The 20465-nt window shown below is 63.4% G+C and carries 21 protein-coding genes; 10 read left to right on the top strand and 11 right to left on the bottom strand.

What is annotated here, in order from left to right; all coding sequences use genetic code 11:
• Nucleotides 1-11: 11 nt before the first annotated feature.
• From gmk to fabD, 7 genes are all read right to left on the bottom strand, one after another.
• Nucleotides 12-671 carry a guanylate kinase gene (gene gmk / locus RHIBR816_RS0124590; RefSeq protein WP_018239264.1) on the bottom strand — a complete coding sequence of 220 codons (660 nt, stop codon included), beginning with the start codon at nucleotides 669-671 and terminating at the stop codon, nucleotides 12-14.
• Nucleotides 672-674: 3 nt separating this feature from the next.
• Nucleotides 675-1562 (bottom strand): YicC/YloC family endoribonuclease, encoded by an 888-nt coding sequence (locus tag RHIBR816_RS0124585; RefSeq protein WP_018239263.1) that lies wholly within the window; start codon nucleotides 1560-1562, stop codon nucleotides 675-677.
• Nucleotides 1563-1671: 109 nt separating this feature from the next.
• On the bottom strand, nucleotides 1672-2859 hold the full coding sequence (mltG, locus tag RHIBR816_RS0124580) for an endolytic transglycosylase MltG (RefSeq protein WP_026187389.1): 1188 nt from the start codon (nucleotides 2857-2859) through the stop codon (nucleotides 1672-1674).
• 282 nt (nucleotides 2860-3141) lie between these two features.
• Nucleotides 3142-4407, bottom strand: coding sequence for a beta-ketoacyl-ACP synthase II (fabF, locus tag RHIBR816_RS0124575; RefSeq protein ID WP_026187388.1), 1266 nt, complete (start codon nucleotides 4405-4407; stop codon nucleotides 3142-3144).
• Nucleotides 4408-4622: 215 nt separating this feature from the next.
• The gene (locus RHIBR816_RS0124570) at nucleotides 4623-4859 is read right to left on the bottom strand and encodes an acyl carrier protein (protein ID WP_003531676.1); all 237 of its coding nucleotides are present in this window, start codon (nucleotides 4857-4859) and stop codon (nucleotides 4623-4625) included.
• Nucleotides 4860-5198: 339 nt separating this feature from the next.
• Complete coding sequence (gene fabG, locus RHIBR816_RS0124565; RefSeq protein WP_018239259.1) at nucleotides 5199-5936, bottom strand: 3-oxoacyl-[acyl-carrier-protein] reductase; 738 nt, start codon at nucleotides 5934-5936, stop codon at nucleotides 5199-5201.
• A 39-nt stretch (nucleotides 5937-5975) separates the two neighbouring features.
• The gene (gene fabD, locus RHIBR816_RS0124560; RefSeq protein ID WP_018239258.1) at nucleotides 5976-6920 is read right to left on the bottom strand and encodes an ACP S-malonyltransferase; all 945 of its coding nucleotides are present in this window, start codon (nucleotides 6918-6920) and stop codon (nucleotides 5976-5978) included.
• A 326-nt stretch (nucleotides 6921-7246) separates the two neighbouring features.
• On the opposite strand from fabD, the gene RHIBR816_RS0124555 reads away from it, so the two are divergent.
• Nucleotides 7247-8290, top strand: coding sequence for an aldo/keto reductase (locus RHIBR816_RS0124555; RefSeq protein WP_018239257.1), 1044 nt, complete (start codon nucleotides 7247-7249; stop codon nucleotides 8288-8290).
• Between the two features lie 26 nt (nucleotides 8291-8316).
• Here the strand turns inward: RHIBR816_RS0124555 and RHIBR816_RS0124550 are convergent, their stop codons facing one another.
• Nucleotides 8317-8649, bottom strand: a complete 333-nt coding sequence (locus RHIBR816_RS0124550) for a four-helix bundle copper-binding protein (protein ID WP_018239256.1) — start codon at nucleotides 8647-8649, stop codon at nucleotides 8317-8319.
• Between the two features lie 371 nt (nucleotides 8650-9020).
• Here RHIBR816_RS0124550 and rpsF point away from each other — a divergent pair, with 371 nt between their 5' ends.
• The 5 genes from rpsF to RHIBR816_RS0124525 all read left to right on the top strand — a co-directional run bounded on the left by rpsF (nucleotide 9021) and on the right by RHIBR816_RS0124525 (nucleotide 13325).
• Complete coding sequence (gene rpsF / locus RHIBR816_RS0124545) at nucleotides 9021-9470, top strand: 30S ribosomal protein S6 (protein ID WP_018239255.1); 450 nt, start codon at nucleotides 9021-9023, stop codon at nucleotides 9468-9470.
• 23 nt (nucleotides 9471-9493) lie between these two features.
• Nucleotides 9494-9742, top strand: coding sequence for a 30S ribosomal protein S18 (rpsR, locus tag RHIBR816_RS0124540; RefSeq protein WP_012707461.1), 249 nt, complete (start codon nucleotides 9494-9496; stop codon nucleotides 9740-9742).
• 193 nt (nucleotides 9743-9935) lie between these two features.
• Nucleotides 9936-10886, top strand: a complete 951-nt coding sequence (locus RHIBR816_RS0124535; RefSeq protein ID WP_026187387.1) for a hypothetical protein — start codon at nucleotides 9936-9938, stop codon at nucleotides 10884-10886.
• Nucleotides 10887-10921: 35 nt separating this feature from the next.
• Nucleotides 10922-11497 carry a 50S ribosomal protein L9 gene (rplI, locus tag RHIBR816_RS0124530; RefSeq protein WP_018239253.1) on the top strand — a complete coding sequence of 192 codons (576 nt, stop codon included), beginning with the start codon at nucleotides 10922-10924 and terminating at the stop codon, nucleotides 11495-11497.
• Nucleotides 11498-11825: 328 nt separating this feature from the next.
• Entirely contained in the window at nucleotides 11826-13325 is a 1500-nt protein-coding gene (locus RHIBR816_RS0124525) for a replicative DNA helicase (protein WP_018239252.1), read from the top strand.
• A gap of 26 nt (nucleotides 13326-13351) precedes the next feature.
• Here the strand turns inward: RHIBR816_RS0124525 and RHIBR816_RS0124520 are convergent, their stop codons facing one another.
• From RHIBR816_RS0124520 to RHIBR816_RS0124510, 3 genes are all read right to left on the bottom strand, one after another.
• Nucleotides 13352-13657, bottom strand: a complete 306-nt coding sequence (locus tag RHIBR816_RS0124520; RefSeq protein ID WP_018239251.1) for an AzlD family protein — start codon at nucleotides 13655-13657, stop codon at nucleotides 13352-13354.
• Complete coding sequence (locus RHIBR816_RS0124515) at nucleotides 13654-14307, bottom strand: AzlC family ABC transporter permease (protein WP_018239250.1); 654 nt, start codon at nucleotides 14305-14307, stop codon at nucleotides 13654-13656. Before RHIBR816_RS0124515 ends, RHIBR816_RS0124520 begins: the two co-directional genes overlap by 4 nt.
• Nucleotides 14308-14426: 119 nt before the next feature.
• Nucleotides 14427-15284 carry an AraC family transcriptional regulator gene (locus tag RHIBR816_RS0124510; RefSeq protein ID WP_018239249.1) on the bottom strand — a complete coding sequence of 286 codons (858 nt, stop codon included), beginning with the start codon at nucleotides 15282-15284 and terminating at the stop codon, nucleotides 14427-14429.
• 131 nt (nucleotides 15285-15415) lie between these two features.
• Between RHIBR816_RS0124510 and alr the strand changes: the two genes are divergently transcribed.
• From alr to purF, 4 genes are all read left to right on the top strand, one after another.
• Nucleotides 15416-16555, top strand: coding sequence for an alanine racemase (gene alr, locus RHIBR816_RS0124505; protein ID WP_018239248.1), 1140 nt, complete (start codon nucleotides 15416-15418; stop codon nucleotides 16553-16555).
• Nucleotides 16556-16681: 126 nt separating this feature from the next.
• Nucleotides 16682-18085, top strand: coding sequence for a DNA repair protein RadA (gene radA, locus RHIBR816_RS0124500; RefSeq protein WP_018239247.1), 1404 nt, complete (start codon nucleotides 16682-16684; stop codon nucleotides 18083-18085).
• A 142-nt stretch (nucleotides 18086-18227) separates the two neighbouring features.
• Nucleotides 18228-18827: a CvpA family protein gene (locus RHIBR816_RS0124495; RefSeq protein WP_018239246.1), complete on the top strand. Its 600-nt coding sequence runs from the start codon at nucleotides 18228-18230 to the stop codon at nucleotides 18825-18827.
• A gap of 143 nt (nucleotides 18828-18970) precedes the next feature.
• The gene (gene purF / locus RHIBR816_RS0124490; RefSeq protein ID WP_018239245.1) at nucleotides 18971-20461 is read left to right on the top strand and encodes an amidophosphoribosyltransferase; all 1491 of its coding nucleotides are present in this window, start codon (nucleotides 18971-18973) and stop codon (nucleotides 20459-20461) included.
• The last annotated feature ends 4 nt before the right edge of the window (nucleotides 20462-20465 follow it).

Here is a 20465-nt window from a genome sequence, read left to right as displayed (position 1 = left end):
GCCCCAAGGGCTTAGAAAGGGTCTTCCGTCAGAAGATCATTGACGAATTCGAACAGGCCAGGTCGCCGGTCGCGGCGCAGCCGCTCTGCTTTCACGATCGCACGCACCGACTTGAAGGCCCGGTCGAGATCGTCATTGACGACGATATAGTCGTACTCCCGCCAGTGCTCGATCTCGGCCCGTGAATTGGCAAGTCGGGTCGCGATGACCTCCTCGCTGTCTTCGGCGCGCCGGTGGAGCCGCGACTGCAACTCGGCCATCGATGGCGGCAGGATGAAGATCGAGACAACATCACCCGCCATCTTTTCCTGTAATTGCTGCGCACCTTGCCAGTCGATGTCGAAGAGCATGTCGCGCCCTTCGGCCATGGCGGCCTCGACGGCATCTCGCGGGGTGCCATAATAATTGCCGTGCACCTCGGCCCACTCGAGAAGCGATTCAGTCGCTCTCAGGGCTTCGAATTCGCGCACCGTCTTGAAATAGTAGTGCTGTCCTTCGATTTCGCTGTGCCGCCGCTGGCGCGTCGTCACGCTCACCGAAATGCTCAATTCCGGATCTTTTGCGAGCAGATTGCGCGCGATCGTCGATTTTCCGGCGCCCGAAGGCGACGAGATTACGATCATCAATCCGCGGCGGGCAATCGTGATGGGCGAAGCAGTCGCCGAACTCATATGTTACTCCAGATTCTGAACCTGTTCGCGGAACTGATCGATCACGACCTTCAATTCGATGCCCGCGGCCGAAACGGCAGCGGCGTTCGATTTGGAGCAGATCGTATTCGATTCCCGGTTAAATTCCTGTGCAAGGAAATCGAGCTTGCGTCCGACCGGGCCACCTTTCGTCAAAAGCTCGCGCGCGGCGGCAATGTGCGAACGGAGCCGGTCGATCTCTTCCCTGAGGTCAGCCTTCGTGGCAAGCAGCGCGACTTCGGCATGCAATCTTTCGCGGTCGATCGAAGACACGTTGTCCATGATCAGCGCGACCTGCTGTGCCAGCCTTGCGGCAATCGCCGACGGGCTTCTTGACGGGTCGTTCTCCACCGTCGCCGTGAGTTCTTCTATGCGCTCCACCTGTGCCAGCAGGACCTGGGCCAGGGCCGCTCCTTCATCCTCGCGCATGGCCCGGAGGTCGGCGAGCGAAAACTCCAGCCCCTGGACGATATCCGCATCGCGCGCGGCCCGCTCGCTCTCGCTTTCCTCCGGCTCGCGAAAATCGATGATGCCGCGCAGCGACAGAAGCGTATCGAACCTCAGCGGCGCCGTGTCGACGAGATCGCCGAGTTGCTCGCGCAGCCTCAAAACGGCATCCAGTGCCCCCCGGTTGACGACGGCTTCAACGGCCGTCTCGCCGCCGCTGATCGACAGGGCGACCTGAAGGTTGCCGCGCGAGAAATACTGTGTAGCAAGACGCCGACAGTCGGGTTCGAAGCGTTCCAGCCCCTGCGGCAGCCGCAGCCGCACATCGAGCCCCTTTCCGTTGACCGACCGCAATTCCCAGACCCAGCGATAGCGGCCGCTGCTCCCCTCTCTCCTGGCAAAGCCGGTCATCGATTGGAGCGGCATGGTTTCCTCCATTCACGGCGCTGTCGTTGCAGAAGCAATAGGGCGACGGCGCGGCATCCCGCAAGGGATATCCGCGCCGTCCGCCAATCGTCCACAATGCAGCCTGTCTCTACTGCGCCTCTGGCGCTGCGGCAGCGTCTTGAGCCGCCTTTGCGGCCTCCGCGGCCTTTTCGGCTTCGAGCTTCCGCCACCGCCGCACATTCGCATTGTGCTCATCAAGCGTCGCGGCAAAGACGTGCCCGCCGGTCCCGTCTGCGACGAAATAGAGCTCGGGCGTGCGCGAGGGATTGGCCACGGCTTCCAGCGCCGCCCTGCCCGGATTTGCGATCGGCGTCGGCGGCAGCCCCTTGATGAGATAGGTATTGTAAGGCGTATCCTTTTCGAGGTCCGACTTCAGGATCGCCCGGTCGGCCGGTTTGCCCTCCCCGCCGAAAATGCCGTAGATGATCGTCGGATCGGACTGCAGGCGCATGCCCTTTTCCAGGCGATTGATGAAGACGGAGGCGACGCGGGGCCGCTCGTCTGCGCGCCCCGTCTCCTTCTCGACGATGGAGGCGAGCGTAACGAATTCATCGACCGACGCGACCGGCAGTTCCGGATCACGCTTTTCCCAGATCTGCTCGACCAGCGCCTTCTGCGCCGCAACCATCTGCTGGACGATTTCGGCCCGCTTGGTGCCGCGTGTGAATTTGTAGGTGTCCGGCTTCAGCGAGCCTTCGGAGGGGAATTCCGCCGGCAGGTCGCCGACGAGCACCGGATCATCCGCAAGCTTGCGGAACATCTGTTTCACCGTCAGTCCTTCCGGAAGAGACACCGCATAAAGGATCGACTTGCCGGATTTCAGGAGTTCCATGATCTCCTGCATCGAAGCATGCGCCTTGATCTCGTACTCGCCGGCCTTCATCGTCTCGTTATCGAGATAGGCTTCGGAGACGAAGCGGAAAACACGGCCGTCGGTGATGATGTTGTTGCGCTCGAGGCTGTCGGCAATTTCGATCATGCCCGCTCCGCTGCGCACGATGAAGTTCTGGTTCGCCTGCAGGGGCCCGGGCTTTTCGTATTCATGCATCGCATAGTAGACGGCGCCTGCCGCCGCCAGCGCCACGAAGACGACCACGGTCATCAGGAAGTTGAGGAAGATAACGACCTGGCTTCGTGCCTTTCGGGAACGTCTGGGCGGCTCCGGCAACCGCTCCGGTCTCAACGCCTCGCTTGCCGATTTCGGAATGATCGGTCCGTTGCTCCCGGTTTCATTGCGGCCGAATTGCGCCGCGCCGTTATCGTTTGAGTCGCTCACGATTATCCCGAATCCGAAACTCGCAATTTCAATCGAGCTGCCGCCGATGCGAATTTCGGCTTAGACCGGCGGACAGGCTTGAACGGGCACGAATGTGTCAGAGCAATAGGTCTTCTACAATTGTCAGATATGCCTTGCGCGAGCATAGCCAATCGAGGCGACGCCGACACGGCATCTCCCGTCGACAGCTTGTAGCGAGCATTGCGGCAAAAAGCAGTATCAAGCACCGGCGCGATAAAGGAAAGCGCGGGCGTTTGATCCGCTCACGCTACCGGACCGATGTCAGTCACCCGTGTAGCGGCGCAGGACCAGCGATGCATTGGTGCCGCCGAAACCGAAGGAATTCGAAAGGGCGACGTTGATCTCCCGTTTGCGGGCAACGTGTGGCACCAGGTCGATCTTCGTCTCGACCGACGGGTTGTCGAGGTTGAGGGTCGGCGGAGCGATGTTGTCGCGAATCGCCAGTGCCGAGAAAATCGCCTCCACAGCGCCTGCGGCACCCAGCAGATGGCCGATCGCCGATTTCGTCGAGGACATCGAGATCTTCGAGGCGCTGTCGCCGACCAGCCGCTCCACCGCGCCGAGCTCGATCGTATCGGCCATGGTGGAGGTGCCGTGCGCGTTGATGTAGTCGACATCGGCGGCTGTCAGGCCGGCACGCTTCAACGCCATCTGCATGCAACGGTAGGCGCCGTCGCCGTCCTCCGAGGGAGCGGTGATGTGGAAGGCGTCGCCCGAGAGGCCGTAGCCGACCACCTCGGCATAGATCTTGGCGCCGCGCGCCTTGGCGTGCTCGAGTTCCTCAAGGATGACAATGCCCGCGCCCTCGCCCATGACGAAGCCATCACGATCGGCATCATAGGGGCGCGATGCCTTTTGCGGATCGTCGTTGTGCTGCGTCGAGAGCGCCTTGCACGCGGCAAAGCCCGCCAGCGAAATGCGGCAGATCGGCGATTCGGTCCCGCCCGCCACCATCACGTCGGCATCGCCGAGCGCGATCAGACGGCTTGCGTCGCCGATCGCGTGCGCGCCGGTCGAACAGGCCGTCACGACCGAGTGGTTCGGACCGCGCAGTTTGTGCCGGATGGAAACCTGGCCGGAGGCAAGATTGATCAGGCGACCGGGGATGAAGAACGGCGACAACCGGCGCGGGCCCTTGTCGCGCAGCGTGTAGCCGCCCTCGACGATCCCTTCCAGGCCACCGATGCCGGAGCCGATCAGCACGCCCGTCGCAATCTGATCCTCGTCGCTTTCCGGCTTCCAGCCGGCGTCCGCCAGTGCCATATCGGCTGCGGCCATCGCGTAGACGATGAAGGCGTCGACCTTGCGCTGTTCCTTGGGCTCCATCCAGTCGTCAGCGTTGAAGGTACCGTCGGAACCGTCACCGAAGGGGATACGGCAAGCGATCTTGGCCGGGAGGTCTTCGACCTCGAACTCGGTAACCTTGCGCGCCGCGTTGCCGCCGGCAAGAAGACGCGACCAGCTAACCTCGGTTCCGCAACCCAAAGGCGATACCATGCCGGTACCGGTGATAACGACACGTCTCATGCCCATGATCCACCCTGATTGTTCCATTCCGGAGCTGAACCGGAACACGTGCGCCGAACCCGATCCCTGCGCCCCTTGCAGCTTTGACGATCAGAGGGAAAGGCGGGAGCGCTTTGCTGATCGCAACCCGCAAGTGAGGCGGGCCAGCCCACATCCCCAGGGCTGTACGGGCCGCAAGTTGCGGCCCGTCGGCGGCTTTGGAGCCGCAGTAACGATTAGGCCTGAGCCTTTTCGATGAACTTGACGGCGTCGCCGACGGTCAGGATCGAATCCGCTGCGTCGTCCGGGATTTCGACGCCGAATTCCTCTTCGAAGGCCATGACCAGTTCGACCGTGTCGAGCGAGTCCGCGCCGAGGTCATCGATGAAGCTTGCGCCTTCGCTTACTTTTTCGGCATCGACGCCAAGATGATCAATAACAATTTTCTTTACGCGTTCTGCGATATCGCTCATGTCGGAGTTCCTCGACCTTCGTTTTCTCTGCGGCGCCATTCTTTGGCGCCGGTACTCATTCCCGCCTGATAGACCAAGATGGCCCACCGGGCAATCCATTCAACCGCAACCGCGGAAACCCGTGGCAGCAGGGGCTGCCGGACAACCAGGCCGGACCGGTCGACTGCGCACAGTCATGGCCCGATTAACACGGTTTAAGGCTGCCGCAAAGTCCGAAAATGCCCGACATTCGCTTGCTCAACATTGAATTTCAGGCATTTGGCACCAACACCAAAGGCGCTGACCGAGCGTCCGGCGGCAGGCAGCAGGTTGTATCGCCCGGCCGCCGGGAAGCGCCGGTCAGATCATCGCCATGCCGCCGTTGACGTGGATGGTCTGACCGGTGACATAGCCCGCTTCGGTGGAGGCGAGGTAGGCGACGGCGGAGGCGACTTCGGCGCCGCTTCCCATCCGGCGCATCGGGATCGCCGCCATGATGCCTTCCTTCTGCTTATCGTTCAGCTTGCCGGTCATCGCGCTCTCGATGAAGCCCGGGGCCACGCAATTGACGGTGACGTTGCGGGTGGCGATCTCCTGGGCGAGCGATTTGGAGAAGCCGATCATGCCGGCCTTCGACGCACAGTAGTTGGCCTGGCCCGGATTGCCGGTCACGCCGACGACGGAGGTGATGTTGACGATGCGGCCGAAGCGCCGGCGCATCATCGGATGCGTCAGCTCGCGCGTCAGCCGGAACACCGCCGTCAGGTTGACCTCCAGGACATTGTCCCAGTCCTCGTCGCTCATGCGGACGAAAAGGCCATCCTTGGTGATACCGGCATTGTTGACGAGGATGTCGACACCGCCGAGCTCGGCCTCCGCCTTCTCGCCGAGCGCTTTGACCTCGGCGCGATCGGAAAGATTTGCCGGGAAGATCTGGACACGCTCGCCAAGCGTATTGGCAAGCGCCTCGAGCTTCTCGACGCGGGTGCCGTGCAGGCCGACGAGGGCGCCTTGGGCGTGCAGCATGCGGGCGATTTCCTCGCCGATGCCGCCGGAAGCACCGGTAACGAGAGCCTTGCGGCCGGAAAGATCGAACATGGATTTCTCCCTTTTACAATTGGCGCTTGATTGGGGCGTTCAGGCCAGAAGGCCGGCAAGCGCCGCGTCGATATCGGCGGGCGTATTGACGGCAATGCCGGTGACAGATTTGTCGATCCGCCGGGCAAGGCCGGTCAGCACCTTGCCCGAGCCGATCTCATAGAGGGTCGTCACATCATTGGCGGCGAACCACTGAACCGTCTCGCGCCAGCGCACCTGGCCGGTCACCTGCTCGACCAGCAGCCGGGCGATCTCGCCCGCATCGCTGACCGGGGCGGCGAGGACGTTGGCGACGACCGGCACGACAGGATCGCGCTTCTCTACATTCGAAAGAGCTTCGCGCATCGCGTCGGCGGCAGGCGCCATCAGGGCGGAATGGAAGGGTGCGGAGACCGGCAGCATCAGGGCGCGCTTTGCACCTTTTTCCGAGGCGAGCGCGGCCGCCTTTTCCACCGCCTGCTTCTCGCCCGAGATCACCAGTTGTCCGCCGCCATTGTCGTTGGCGATCTGGCAGGCGCCGAGCGACGACGCCTCGCGACAGACCGCTTCGACATCATCGTGCTCGAGGCCGATGATCGCAGCCATCGCGCCCTTGCCGACCGGGACGGCCGCCTGCATTGCATTGCCGCGAATGCGGAGCAGCCGCGCCGTATCGGCCAGCGAAAAGGTGCCGGCGGCGCACAGCGCCGAGTATTCGCCGAGCGAGTGGCCGGCGACGAAGGAAACCTTGCTGCTGAGATCGAGCCCCTTAGCCTCGAGCACCCGGATCGCGGCCATGGAGACCGCCATCAGCGCCGGTTGTGCATTCGCCGTCAGCGTCAGGGTTTCTTCCGGACCATTCCACATGACGTCGGAAAGCTTCTCGCCGAGCGCGTCGTCGACCTCGGCGAAGACCGCCGCGGCCTCCGGAAACGCCTCGGCCAGGTCCTTGCCCATCCCGACAGCCTGGCTGCCCTGACCGGGGAACGTGAATGCAATGTTCATCAGGAGTGCCCTTCCCTGGATCTCGGCAGACGATCCGCCTGCCGCTATCTGCTCTCTCGGTGTCGGCGCGGAATGAAGGCGCCAGCCGTTCCATATCCTTTACCCCACCGGTCTTTCCTCTCCATTCACATTCCTGAACGGCAAGTCAAGCGCGCAGCGCCGCCGCTTGCGGGCTTTTGCCCTTGATCTTCGTCAACCAAGGCTTAAGTTTGCCCCGCATCGCCGCACCCCGCTCGATATCCTCCAGGTTGCGGCATCAGCCGATTCTGTGGCAGCGCGCCTTTCCTCCCGCGGCGCGCCTTTGCCAGCACAAGGAACGTCACCTCATGCGCTACAAGACGCTCGGCCGCACTGGCATCAAGGTTTCCGAAATCTGCCTCGGCACCATGACCTGGGGCTCGCAGAATACGCCGATCGAAGCCCACGGACAGCTCGACTATGCCGTCGAACGGGGCGTCAACTTCATCGACACCGCCGAACTCTATCCGACGACGCCGCTTTCGGCCGAAACCTACGGCAATACCGAACGCATCATCGGCGACTGGCTGGCAGGCCGCCGGCGGCGCGACGACGTGGTGCTTGCCACCAAGGTCGCCGGTTCCGGACGCCCCTATATTCGTAACGGCGGGCCGATGACACCGGAGGGCATCGGTGAGGCGCTCGATGCCAGCCTCGAGCGGCTGAAGACCGACTATGTCGATCTCTATCAGCTTCATTGGCCGAACCGCGGCCACTACCACTTCCGCAATGCCTGGTCCTACGATCCGTCGCGGCAGGACAAGGAGCATGTCGCCGCCGATCTGACAGCCATTCTCGACAAGCTCGGCGATCTGATGAAGGCCGGCAAGATCCGCGCCATCGGGCTTTCGAACGACACCGCCTGGGGCACGATGAAGATGCTCGACCTGTCCGAAAGACACGGTCTGCCGCGCGTCGCCAGCATCCAGAACGAATACAACCTGCTCTACCGGCCCTTCGACCTCGACCTCGCTGAACTATCGCATCATGAGGACGTCGGGCTGCTTGCCTATTCGCCGCTCGCAGCCGGTTTGCTGACGGGCAAATATCTGGACGGAGCAAGACCCGCCGGCTCGCGCCTGTCGATCAATGGCGACCTTGGCGGGCGCTTCACGCCGCACCAGGAGCCGGCGGTCGCCGCCTATGTGGCGCTGGCGCGCGAGCATGGCCTCGACCCGGCGCAGATGGCGCTCGCCTTCTGCCTGACGCGCCCCTTCATGGCCTCCGTCATCATCGGCGCAACATCGATCCCGCAGCTCAAGACCGACATCGGCGCCGCCGACGTGACGCTGTCGCACGATGTGTTGAATGGAATTCGCCGCCTGCACCGGCTCTATCCGGCGCCGATCTGAGCGAGATCATCTCAGGCGAACGGACGTCAGGCGGCCATTTGACGGCAGCTTTCGGCGCAGCGCTGGCAGGCATCGACGCATTCGGCCATGTCGCCGACGCGCTCGCAGTCGGCCGCGCATTCGCTGCAGATCTCCGCACATTCGCCGCAGACATGCCGGTGATGGGGTGTTCTGATCAGCATGAAGTGCGCCGAGGTCCGGCAAATCTCGGCGCAGGCCATCATCAGCCGGAAATGATCTGGCTCGGTGTGCTTGCCGCCGGTCTCCAGACAATGGCCCATTGCCGTCGAAAGGCAGGCGCGGTAGCAGGCCAGGCAATTTTCGATGCACTCCTGCATCTTCGGATCAATATGATGCATTGTCGTCTCCTGCAGTTCACGACTGCCGGGCCAACAGGGAAGTGTGCCGAATGTTCCGCAACTTGGCGCTCCGGAGATCCCTTAAGATTTCGACCCGACGCAGGATCTTCCGATCGCGCCTTGCATTTCGGCTGAAAATCCGTATAAGCGCGCTGTTCGAAACGCCCGGTCTTCTGGCTGGTGGCTGAACGGAGGGCCGGCTTCCACCTCGGGGGCCGTTAGGAACGACAAGATGTTCCGGCCTCCCGTGTCTCCGCTCTCGACCGTCTCGATACAACACTTTCTTGCCGGCTCGCCTGAGCTAATAAGAACAGTCGTTGAGGCTTAGCCGCCGAGGTCCGGGCTGATTAACGCAAGAAAGGCAAGCCACAATGGCTCTTTATGAACACGTATTCCTCGCCCGGCAGGACATCACGCCGCAGCAGGTCGACGGCCTCGTCGAACAGTACAAGGGCGTCATCGAAGCGAACGGCGGCAAGGTCGGTCGCGTCGAGAACTGGGGCCTGAAGTCCCTCACCTACCGCATCAAGAAGAACCGCAAGGCTCACTACGTCCTCATGGACATCGATGCTCCGGCACCGGCCGTCCACGAAGTCGAGCGCCAGATGCGCATCAACGAAGACGTCCTGCGCTACATGACGATCGCCGTCGAGAAGCACGAGGAAGGCCCGTCTGCAATGATGCAGAAGCGCGACCGCGACGACCGTCCGCGCCGCGATGGCGACCGTCCGGACCGCGGTGGTTTCGGCGACCGTGGTCCGCGTCCGGACCGTGGCGATCGTGAAGACCGTCCGCGCCGCCCGCGCGAAGACCGCGCGTAACCCGAGCCTAGGAGATAAAGACAATGGCTGAAGTTTCTTCCGCTCCGGTACGCCGCCCGTTCCACCGTCGCCGCAAGACCTGCCCCTTCTCGGGCGCAAACGCTCCGCGGATCGACTACAAGGACGTTCGCCTCCTGCAGCGCTACATTTCCGAGCGCGGCAAGATCGTTCCTTCCCGCATCACGGCCGTTTCCCAGAAGAAGCAGCGCGAACTCGCCCAGGCGATCAAGCGTGCACGCTTCCTCGGCCTGCTGCCCTACGTCGTATCGTAAGGCTCACCTCTCCGTTGGTCGCCTGAACTCAACGGTAACTGACTCTGCGGGAAGGCGCTTTCTATGGGTAAGCGCCTTCCCGCCTCCCTTCCGCGGTGGGCGCGGATCGGAACCGGCGCGGCATGCGCCAAATCCCATGTTGGGGCAGGCAAAGAGCGCGCCCCTAACTGCGTTCCAAGCAGGACAGCGAAACGTGCAGAACTTGAACAGGACATCGCTGGTTGGCGTTATTGCCGGCAGTACCGCCGCCCTTCTATCGATGGGCGCGAACACGCAGTCGTCCCTGGCGATCGTCCTTTATGCCGCTTCCGCACTGCCGATCCTGATTGCCGGCCTCGGCTGGGGGAACTTAGCCGCAGCGATGGCGATTGGCGGCGCCTTGGGCATGCTTGCTGCATTCGTTTCGCCCTATTTCGCATTGATTATTCTCGTCGCTACGCTCGTTCCGGCCGGCTGGCTCAGCCATCTCGCCAATCTGGCGCGGCCGGCCTCGGAACTCGGCGGCCCCGAGGGCGCGCTTGCCTGGTATCCGCTGTCCGACATCCTCAGCCACCTCGCCGGGCTCGTTACCCTCGGCATGATCCTCGTCGCCACGATCATCGGTTATGATTCGAGCGTCTCCGACCTGATGGTCGACATGCTTGTCGAGGCAGTGAAGGCGCAGGAACCGCTCTACAACCCCGACGCAGCCTCCCTCGCCCAGCTCAAGTCGATGTTCACGCTGGCGCTGCCGCTCGTGCAGGGCGCGATCTGGGTCGCGATGCTGTTTGCCGCCTATTACATCGCGACTCGGGTCGTGCAGATGTCGGGAAGATCCGTCCGGCCGCGCGAAGACATCCCCTCTTCCCTCAGGATGCATCGCAACGCCATCTTCATCTTCCTCGGCGGCCTGATCCTCACCTTCCTGGGCGGCGCCCCGGCGGCGATCGGCGCCCTCGTCTGCGGCACGTTCGGGGCGGGCTTCCTGCTCTCGGGCTTCGCCTCCTTCCATTTCCGCACGCGCGGCAAATCCTGGCGACTGCCGGTGCTGTGGATCGCATACCTGTCGGTGCTCGTGTTCACGATCCCGGCGGTCTTCTTCCTCCTGTCCGGCTTGACCGACACGCGACGCACCATTGCGGTCACGCCGACGGGAAAAAGCTAACCAACGAACAATGCCAAACTGAAAGGAAACTCAACATGGAAGTCATTCTTCTCGAACGCATCGCCAAGCTCGGCCAGATGGGCGAAACCGTGAAGGTTCGCGACGGCTTCGCACGCAACTACCTGCTGCCGCTCGGCAAGGCTCTGCGCGCCAACGCCGCCAACAAGGCCCGCTTCGAATCCGAGCGCGCGACGCTCGAAGCCCGCAACCTCGAGCGCAAGTCGGAAGCCCAGAAGGTGGCCGAGAAGCTCGACGGCAAGTCCTTCGTGATCGTCCGCTCGGCCGGCGAAACCGGCCAGCTCTACGGCTCGGTTGCAGCGCGCGACATCGTCGACGTGCTCGCTGCCGAAGGCTTCAACATCAACCGCAACCAGGTCAACCTCAACCAGCCGATCAAGTCGATCGGCGTTCACAAGGTGACGCTGCACCTGCACGCGGAAGTCGACGTCGTCATCGAGATCAACGTCGCCCGTTCGGCCGAAGAAGCCGCGCGTCAGGCCAAGGGCGAAAGCCTGACCTCCGCCGAGGCGATCTACGGCGTCGACGAAGACGCCCTGAAGCCGGAAGACTTCTTCAACCCGGAAGCCGAGTTCGCGGGCGAAGAAGAATAAGGCTCAGCGACAGCGCTGTGCGAGAAGCCCGGATCCCCCGCGATCCGGGCTTTTCTTTTGCCGCCATGCGACAGCATCGAGGCGGTTATCGATGGACGACGCGCGAAAGCGAATCAGATAGATTTGCGGCTGCTCTCGCCTTGGCGCAACGCCCGGTGTGGCATGTTTCGGGTCCACCCGCGCGCCCTGTGAATCAGTGTGCACAACCGCCAAAATTCCAAGGCGGAGTCGCAAGCTCCGGCACTGTTGCACAGCTACACTAGACTTGGCGGAGGGCAGGCAGCAAACCGATTGGCTCACGGATTTCAGAGGCGGATACGGACCTACCATGAACGACGCAGTGCGAAAGCTCGCTCCCTTGCCCAAGGATCAGGCGGACCAGCATTACCGCGAGGCGCCGAACAACCTGGAAGCCGAACAGGCGCTGCTCGGCGCCATCCTCGTCAACAACGACGCCTTCTACCGCGTCTCCGATTTCCTCAAGCCGGTGCATCTTCACGAGCCGCTGCATCGCAAGATCTTCGAAGTCGCCGGCGAAATCATCCGCATGGGCAAGACCGCCAACCCGGTCACGGTAAAGACCTTTCTCAAGGCCGACGACAAGGTCGGCGATCTGACGGTCGCGCAATATCTCGCACGTCTCGCCGCGGAAGCCGTCTCGATCATCAACGCGGAGGATTACGGCCGGGCGATCTACGACCTGGCACTCCGCCGCTCGCTGATCACCATCGGCGAGGACATGGTCAACATCGCCTATGATGCGCCGCTCGACATGCCGCCGCAGAGCCAGATCGAGGACGCCGAACGGCGCCTTTTCGAGCTCGCGGAGACCGGCCGCTACGACGGCGGCTTTCAATCCTTCAACGACGCCGTGGCGCTCGCGATCGACATGGCTGGGCAGGCCTTCGAACGCGACGGTCACCTCTCCGGCATCTCCACCGGCATCCATTCGCTCGACGGCAAGATGGGCGGCCTGCAGCGCTCGGACCTGATCATCCTGGCCGGACGCCCGGGCATGGGCAAGACCTCGCTTGCGACCAACATCGCCTACAACATCGCCGCATCTTACGAACCGGAAGTGCAGCCCGACGGCTCCTTCAAGGCGAAGAACGGCGGCGTCGTCGGCTTCTATTCGCTCGAAATGTCCTCCGAACAGCTCGCGACGCGTATCATCTCCGAGCAGACCGAAGTGTCGTCCTCGAAGATCCGCCGCGGCGATATCTCCGAAGCCGATTTCGAGAAGCTCGTCGCCTGCTCGCAGATGATGCAGAAGGTGCCGCTCTATATCGACCAGACCGGCGGCATCTCGATCGCCCAGCTTGCGGCCCGCGCCCGCCGCCTGAAGCGCCAGCGCGGCCTCGACGTCCTCGTGGTCGACTACGTCCAGCTCATGACCGGCTCGAAGAAATCGGGCGAAAACCGCGTGCAGGAGATCACCGAGATCACCACCGGCCTCAAGGCTCTCGGCAAGGAACTCAACGTGCCGATCGTCGCGCTGTCACAGCTGTCACGCGCGGTGGAAAGCCGCGAAGACAAGCGCCCGCAGCTTTCGGACCTGCGTGAATCGGGCTCGATCGAGCAGGACGCCGACGTGGTGCTCTTCGTGTTCCGCGAGGAATACTATGTGAAGAACATGGAGCCGCGCGACGAGCTCGATCCGAAATACGAAGAGTGGAAGATGCAAATGGAGCGGGTGAAGGGCACGGCCGATGTGATCATCGCCAAGCAGCGCCACGGACCGACCGGCACCGTGAAGCTCGCCTTCCAGTCGGAATTCACCCGCTTCTCGGACCTCGCCGATCCGTCGTTCACCCAGTACGAGCATTGAGCGCGCGCTTTGTCGCGGATTGCCTCTCACGCCCCGATCAGCGCCCTCGCGACGGCAACGACGAAGACCCCGATCGCTACCGCCGCAAGCAGCGGCAGTCGCGTTGCGGCGAGCGCCGTCGCAACGGTCGCGAGCGTCTCTGCCGGCCCGGTCACGAGCGCCGTCGGGGCGATGACCGCCATCAGCACGGCAGGGGGAATCGCCTCCAGGGCGCGCTTCTGCTGCGGGCCGATCGTGACGAAGCGAATGACGAGAAGCCCGGCAATGCGCGTCAGCACCGTGGCCGCGGCCATCGCGACGATGGCGAGAAGTATATTGGGATCAAGCGTCATGCGCAGGCCTCCTGACGCCGGTTCGTGACGAGCGTTGCAGCAACGCCGGCAGCGGCACCGGCGGCGATGTACCAGACGCCGGGCAGAAACTGGTGGGCGAGCACCGCCGCCACAGCGCTGGCCGCCAGCACAGCGCCGGTGTCCCGCCCCTTCCAGAAACCCATCACCAGGACCGTGAAGACGGCCGGGAACGCGAAATCGAGGCCGATCGCCTTCGGGTCGCCGAGGAAGGCACCGGCGGCGGCGCCCGTGAGGCTCGAAAGAACCCAGACGCAGTAGAACGGCACGGCAAGGCCCGCATACCAAACGGGCGTCAGCCGCTGCTCTCCGGCGCGGACCTCGGCCATCGCCCAGATTTCGTCGGCAAGCAGCAGCATCGCGGCATATTTCGCCGGACCCGAGAAAGCCGGCATCTTGGTGCCGATCGAAGCGCTCATCAGCACGTGGCGGATATTGACGAGCAGCGCCGAAAAGGCGAGCGCGCCCCAGGATGCCGGATGTGTCCAGATGTCCATGGCGACGAATTGCGACCCGCCGGCAAAGACGAGGGCGCTCATCAGCGTCGCTTCAAGGCTGCTCAGCCCCTTGCTTGCCGCGACGGCACCGAACACCAGGCCGATCGGCATCACCGCTACGGTCAGCGGCGCCATCGCCCTCATGCCGTCGAAGAACTCCTGAGATTTCCCTATCCTTTTCACGTCCACGATCTCCGTCGTTATTTCCGGAGAGTTCTAGAAGGACAGCTGCGGCCGGTCTTGAACGAAAGTGATCAGCCGGCGCGGAAGGCCCCCGGCGTGACGCCGGCACGCGCCTTGAAATGGCGGGTGAAGTGCGCCTGGTCGGCAAAGCCGCAATGATAGGCCGTGTCAGCCGGCGACCACCCTTGACGCAGGAGCGTCCTTGCCTCGCGCACGCGCTTGTCGGTCAGGAAGGCATGCGGGGTAATGTGGAACTCCTTGCGGAAGGCCCGGATCAGATGGGCGCGGCTGAGGCCGGCGACTTTTGCAAGCTCGTCGAGACCGATGTCGCTCGCGTAGTTTTCGAGGAGATAGTCGCGGGCGCGGTGCACGGCCGAACTCTCGCGGGTGCGGACCGGAACGATGATGGCGCTGCCATGCCGCTCGAACAGCGTCGCCAGAAATCCGAACATGCCTTCATCCGCCTCGAGCGTCCCTGTTTTCCCCTCCAGCACCTGATGCGCGCGGCGAAAGGCGACCGCGAGCTCGATGTCCGTCAGCCACTGCCGCGAAAAGCAGGGCGTGCCGCGGAAGGGACGACCGGTGACATCCTCGAGAACGTCGACGAACAGCTCCGCAGACGGATAGATCATCCGGTAGCGATAGCCGTCATTGCCCGGATGCCCGTCATGGGTTTCGTCGGGGTTGATCAGGTAGAGGTCGCCCGGCCCCGTCTGCGACCTCTCGCCCTTGATGGTGCTGATCTGCGAGCCCGCCTCGATGGCACCGATACTGAAGGTATCGTGGGCGTGCGGCGCGAACTCATGGGTGATGAAGGTCGCACTCAGGCACTCCATGCCCTTGAACCGCGCATCCCGCCAGAAACGGGTCTGCTCGGCCCCCTTGAGAGGCATGGCCTCGATGGCCTCTTCCTGAGAGATCGTATGCATCGGCCAATCCTAGCGGTGCCGAGATTTTTCGTCTTGAACAAAAGTGCTCGGAATATCGGCCAGCCGAAGCTGTTTGCGGCATGGCGCGCTTGGATGTATTGCTCACCTATCGTCCATGCAAGAGTTCGCCCATGCACAGCCCCGAATTCCTCGCAGCCTCCAACCGCCTTACCATCGACCTCACGGCCCTCGCCGATAATTGGCGCGCGATGAACGAGCGCTCCGGCAAGGCCCGCGCGGCGGCGGTGCTCAAGGCCAACGCCTATGGAATCGGCGTTTCGCATGCAGCGCCCACGCTTTACGCGGCCGGTGCCCGCGATTTCTTTGTCGCCGATGCGGCGGAAGGCGCCGAGCTCCGCCCGCTCATTCCCGACGCCCGCATCTATATTCTCGCGGGCATGTGGCCCGGCAACGAGGAACTCTTCTTTGCCAACGACCTCGTGCCGATCATCAACTCGGAGGAGCAGCTTGCCGTCTTCATGGCGGCGCTTTCCGAACGGGGCGACCATCCTTGCGTTCTCCATGTCGATACCGGCATGAACCGTCTGGGCCTATCGGTCGAAGAGGCCCTAGCGCTTGCTCGCGATCCGGCGCGTCCGGCGAGTTTCTCGCCGGTGCTCGTCATGAGCCATCTCGCCTGCGGCGACGATCCGAAACATCCGATGAATCTCTATCAGCTGCAGCGTTTTCGAGAGGTGACGGCCGCCTTCGAGGGCGTGCCCGCCAGCCTTGCAAATTCCGGCGGTGTTTTCCTCGGCGAAGACTACCATTTCGATCTCACCCGGCCGGGCATCGCAGTCTATGGCGGCGAAGCGGTCAACGATGCCGTCAACCCGATGAAGCCGGTGGTGACCGCAGAGGCCCGCATCCTGCAGCTGCGCACCGTCCCGTCGGGCGGAACGGCGAGCTACGGGGCTTCGGCACGTTTCAGCCGCGACAGCCGCATCGCGACCGTGGCAATCGGCTATGCCGACGGCTATCACCGCTCGGTGTCGGGCGGCGGCGTCACGTTGCGCCAGGCGATGCCGTCCGGTGCCTATGGGTTCCTGCAAGGCCGGAAGGTCCCGCATGTGGGTCGCGTCACCATGGACCTTTGCCTGTTCGATGTCACCGACCTGCCGGAACGCGCCGTGCGCGCCGGAGACTATATCGAGCTTTTCGGCCGGAACGTCGCCATAGACGACGTTGCGCGGGCTGGCGGCACGATCGGCTACGAGTTGCTGACGAGTCTTGGACACCGCTATTGCCGCACCTATGTGGGCGGCGCCTGAGCGCCGTCGCGAGCAGCGTCGAAAATCACCCTTCCAATCGGTATTTCACGTCATTATGTGACCGCTCGATGTGATTCTCCCGAGGCAGCCTACCCTGTCTCTTGCAACTGCCGAAAGCTGATCCCGATGGCGAAAACCCGAACGCAGTTCGTCTGCCAGAATTGCGGCACCGTGCACTCCCGCTGGGCCGGCAAGTGCGACGGATGCGGCGAATGGAACACGATCATCGAGGAAGACCCGATGGGAGGCATCGGCGGCGGTCCGACGCGCGCGCCCAAGAAGGGCCGGCCGGTGGCGCTGACGACGCTATCCGGCGACATCGAGGACGCGCCGCGCATCGAAACGGGCATATCCGAACTCGACCGCGTGACCGGCGGCGGCTTCGTGCGCGGCTCGGCACTGCTCGTCGGGGGCGATCCCGGCATCGGTAAGTCGACGGTGCTGATGCAGGCGGCGGCAGCGCTTTCGCGCCGCAAGCATCGGGTGATCTACGTCTCGGGCGAGGAGGCGGTCGCCCAGGTGCGCCTGCGTGCCCAGCGGCTCGGCGCCGCCGACAGCGACGTGCTGCTTGCCGCCGAAACCAATGTGGAAGACATCCTGGCGACGCTTGCCGAGGGCAAGCGCCCGGATCTCGTCATCATCGACTCGATTCAGACGCTCTGGAGCGACACGGTCGATTCCGCCCCCGGAACGGTAACGCAGGTGCGCACCGGCGTGCAGGCGATGATCCGCTTCGCCAAGCAGACCGGGGCGGCGGTCGTTCTCGTCGGCCACGTCACCAAGGAAGGACAGATCGCCGGGCCGCGCGTCGTCGAGCACATGGTCGACGCGGTCCTCTATTTCGAGGGCGATCGCGGTCATCATTACCGGATCCTTCGCACGGTGAAGAACCGCTTCGGCCCGACCGACGAAATCGGCGTCTTCGAAATGTCCGACCGGGGCCTGCGCGAAGTCGCCAACCCGTCCGAACTCTTTCTCGGCGAACGCAACGAAAAATCGCCGGGTGCGGCCGTCTTTGCCGGCATGGAAGGAACCCGGCCGCTGCTCGTCGAAGTGCAGGCGCTGGTCGCACAGACTGCGCTCGGCACGCCGCGGCGGGCGGTGGTCGGCTGGGACTCGGCGCGGCTGTCGATGATCCTGGCGGTCCTGGAGGCCCATTGCGGCGTCCGGCTCGGCCAGCACGACGTCTATCTGAACGTCGCCGGCGGATACCGTATTTCCGAGCCTGCAGCCGATCTTGCCGTCGCTTCCGCGCTGGTTTCGTCGCTTGCCGGTCTTGCTCTTCCGGCCGATTGCGTCTATTTCGGCGAAGTCAGCTTGTCGGGCGCGGTCCGGCCGGTTGCGCATACTGCTCAACGTCTTAAGGAAGCCGAGAAGCTCGGATTCTCCCAGGCCGTACTACCGTCTGCAACAAGCGATCTGCCGAAGAACGGCAATGGCCGGTGGAGCGAGATGGAAAGCCTGCCGGACCTGGTAGCGCGCATCGCCGGATCGCGGCGTGCCCTGCAACAGACGGACGAGGAGGATTGAGGCATCGAGCGCCACCGAAGCGCACTTCGGGTGCGGCACGACGACAAGCGGTGGAAAGATGGTCTGGGCGCGTGCGCACAGAGACCGCGGCGGATAAGCTTGGTAAGACCCGAGTCAAGACGGGGGTCGGAGTAAGGACAACATGCCCATTACAATTCTCGACGGTATCGTTCTCGGCGTCGCACTGTTTTCGGCAATTCTCGCGATGGTGCGCGGCTTCTCCCGCGAGGTCCTTTCGGTCGCGAGCTGGGTCGGTGCGGCAGCCGCGGCCTACTTCCTCTATCCGTACCTGCTGCCCTACGCCAAGCAGTACACGACCAACGACACGGTCGCGATGATCGGATCGGCGGCGGTGATCTTCCTGATCGCGCTGATCATCATTTCCTTCATCACAATGCGCATCGCCGACTTCATCATCGACAGCCGCATCGGCGCACTCGACCGGACGCTCGGCTTCCTCTTCGGTGCTGCGCGCGGCATCCTGCTCGTCGTCGTCGCCATGCTGTTCTTCAACTGGCTGGTGGCGCCGCCGCAGCAGCCGGGCTGGGTCACCCAGGCGAAATCGAAGCCGCTACTCGACAATCTCGGCAACAAGCTGGTCGCATTGCTGCCGGAAGAGGCGGACGCCACCATTCTCGATCGCCTGCGCGGCAAGGATACGACCGGCGAAGGCGAAAGCGATGCGCCGCCGGCCGCTACGGATCCGTCGCCCGCCGAGGAAGCGCCCGCGACGAACGGTTGAACATAGAGGAAATTTGCAACAAAGCCCGCTGTGCGGGCTTTGTCCATTTGGAATGACGCCTGCCAGTCTTTTCGGCTAAGATTGCTTGACGACTGGCAGCCTGATCACGATATGCGCACCGGCATGGAGCAAAGGCAACTGCGATGACCGATCCCAGATCCAGTGAAATCCACGACGAACTCGATGGCGACACCCTGCACGAGGAGTGCGGCGTGTTCGGCATCCTGGGACATCCGGATGCAGCCACGCTGACGGCGCTTGGGTTGCACGCGCTCCAGCATCGCGGTCAGGAAGCGGCCGGTATCGTCACCTTCGACGGCAGCCAGTTCTATACCGAAAAGCGCATGGGCCTCGTCGGCGACCACTATACCGACCCCGCGACGCTCGCCAAGCTGCCGGGCCATGTATCCATCGGGCATACGCGCTACTCGACGACCGGCGAGGTGGCGCTGCGCAACGTCCAGCCGCTCTTCGCCGAGCTCGAAGTCGGCGGCATCGCCATCGCCCATAACGGCAACTTCACCAACGGCCTGACGCTCCGGCGCCAGCTGATTGCCGACGGCGCGATCTGTCAGTCGACCTCGGACACCGAAGTCGTCCTTCACTTGATCGCCCGCTCCAAGCAGACCTCCTCGTCCGATCGCTTCATCGACGCCATCCGCCAGATGGAAGGTGGTTACTCGATGCTGGCGATGACGCGGACCAAGCTGATCGCCGCGCGCGACCCGATCGGTATCCGCCCCCTCGTCATGGGCGAGCTCGACGGCAAGCCGATCTTCTGTTCGGAAACCTGCGCGCTCGACATCATCGGCGCCAAGTACATCCGTGATGTCGAGAACGGCGAAGTGGTCATTTGCGAGATCCAGCCGGACGGTTCGATCTCGATCGACGCGCGCAAGCCGGAGACACCGCGGCCGGAACGGCTCTGCCTTTTCGAATATGTCTACTTCGCCCGTCCCGATTCGGTCGTCGGCGGTCGCAGCGTCTATGTGGCGCGCAAGAACATGGGCAGCAATCTCGCCAAGGAATCGCCCGTCGACGCGGATGTCGTCGTTCCTGTGCCCGACGGCGGCACCCCGGCCGCGCTCGGCTACGCGCAGCAGAGCGGAATTCCCTTTGAATACGGCATCATCCGCAACCACTATGTTGGCCGGACCTTCATCGAGCCGACGCAGCAGATCCGCGCCTTCGGCGTCAAGCTGAAGCATTCCGCCAACCGGGCGATGATCGCCGGCAAGCGGGTGGTTCTGGTGGACGACTCGATCGTGCGTGGGACGACATCGGTCAAGATCGTCCAGATGATCCGCGACGCCGGTGCGCGCGAAGTGCATATCCGCGTCGCCAGCCCGATGATCTTCCATCCGGATTTCTACGGCATCGATACGCCGGACCGCGACAAGCTGCTCGCCAACCAGCACGCCGATCTGACTTCGATGTGCCGCTTCATCGGCGCGGATTCGCTCCAGTTCCTGTCGATCGACGGACTTTACCGGGCCGTCGGCGGCGCCCCGCGCGATGCCCAGACACCACAATTCACCGACCATTACTTCACCGGCGACTATCCGACCCGCCTGCTCGACCAGGAAGGCGCGAGCAACGTCCGCAAACTTTCGGTTCTTGCCAGCAACGGATAACCAG

The organism is Ensifer sp. BR816 (assembly GCF_000378985.1).
GTDB lineage: Bacteria > Pseudomonadota > Alphaproteobacteria > Rhizobiales > Rhizobiaceae > Sinorhizobium.
The sequence above is the reverse complement of the archived record's forward strand: the minus strand, read 5'-3'. Positions and strand labels throughout refer to the sequence as shown.

Coding starts and splice junctions, on each gene's coding strand:
- gmk (WP_018239264.1), bottom strand. CDS start 671: ATGAGTTCGGCGACTGCTTCGCCCATCACGATTGCCCGCCGCGGATTG.
- RHIBR816_RS0124585 (WP_018239263.1), bottom strand. CDS start 1,562: ATGCCGCTCCAATCGATGACCGGCTTTGCCAGGAGAGAGGGGAGCAGC.
- fabF (WP_026187388.1), bottom strand. CDS start 4,407: ATGAGACGTGTCGTTATCACCGGTACCGGCATGGTATCGCCTTTGGGT.
- RHIBR816_RS0124570 (WP_003531676.1), bottom strand. CDS start 4,859: ATGAGCGATATCGCAGAACGCGTAAAGAAAATTGTTATTGATCATCTT.
- fabG (WP_018239259.1), bottom strand. CDS start 5,936: ATGTTCGATCTTTCCGGCCGCAAGGCTCTCGTTACCGGTGCTTCCGGC.
- fabD (WP_018239258.1), bottom strand. CDS start 6,920: ATGAACATTGCATTCACGTTCCCCGGTCAGGGCAGCCAGGCTGTCGGG.
- RHIBR816_RS0124555 (WP_018239257.1), top strand. CDS start 7,247: ATGCGCTACAAGACGCTCGGCCGCACTGGCATCAAGGTTTCCGAAATC.
- RHIBR816_RS0124550 (WP_018239256.1), bottom strand. CDS start 8,649: ATGCATCATATTGATCCGAAGATGCAGGAGTGCATCGAAAATTGCCTG.
- rpsF (WP_018239255.1), top strand. CDS start 9,021: ATGGCTCTTTATGAACACGTATTCCTCGCCCGGCAGGACATCACGCCG.
- rpsR (WP_012707461.1), top strand. CDS start 9,494: ATGGCTGAAGTTTCTTCCGCTCCGGTACGCCGCCCGTTCCACCGTCGC.
- rplI (WP_018239253.1), top strand. CDS start 10,922: ATGGAAGTCATTCTTCTCGAACGCATCGCCAAGCTCGGCCAGATGGGC.
- RHIBR816_RS0124525 (WP_018239252.1), top strand. CDS start 11,826: ATGAACGACGCAGTGCGAAAGCTCGCTCCCTTGCCCAAGGATCAGGCG.
- RHIBR816_RS0124520 (WP_018239251.1), bottom strand. CDS start 13,657: ATGACGCTTGATCCCAATATACTTCTCGCCATCGTCGCGATGGCCGCG.
- RHIBR816_RS0124515 (WP_018239250.1), bottom strand. CDS start 14,307: ATGGCGCCGCTGACCGTAGCGGTGATGCCGATCGGCCTGGTGTTCGGT.
- RHIBR816_RS0124510 (WP_018239249.1), bottom strand. CDS start 15,284: ATGCATACGATCTCTCAGGAAGAGGCCATCGAGGCCATGCCTCTCAAG.
- alr (WP_018239248.1), top strand. CDS start 15,416: ATGCACAGCCCCGAATTCCTCGCAGCCTCCAACCGCCTTACCATCGAC.
- radA (WP_018239247.1), top strand. CDS start 16,682: ATGGCGAAAACCCGAACGCAGTTCGTCTGCCAGAATTGCGGCACCGTG.
- RHIBR816_RS0124495 (WP_018239246.1), top strand. CDS start 18,228: ATGCCCATTACAATTCTCGACGGTATCGTTCTCGGCGTCGCACTGTTT.
- purF (WP_018239245.1), top strand. CDS start 18,971: ATGACCGATCCCAGATCCAGTGAAATCCACGACGAACTCGATGGCGAC.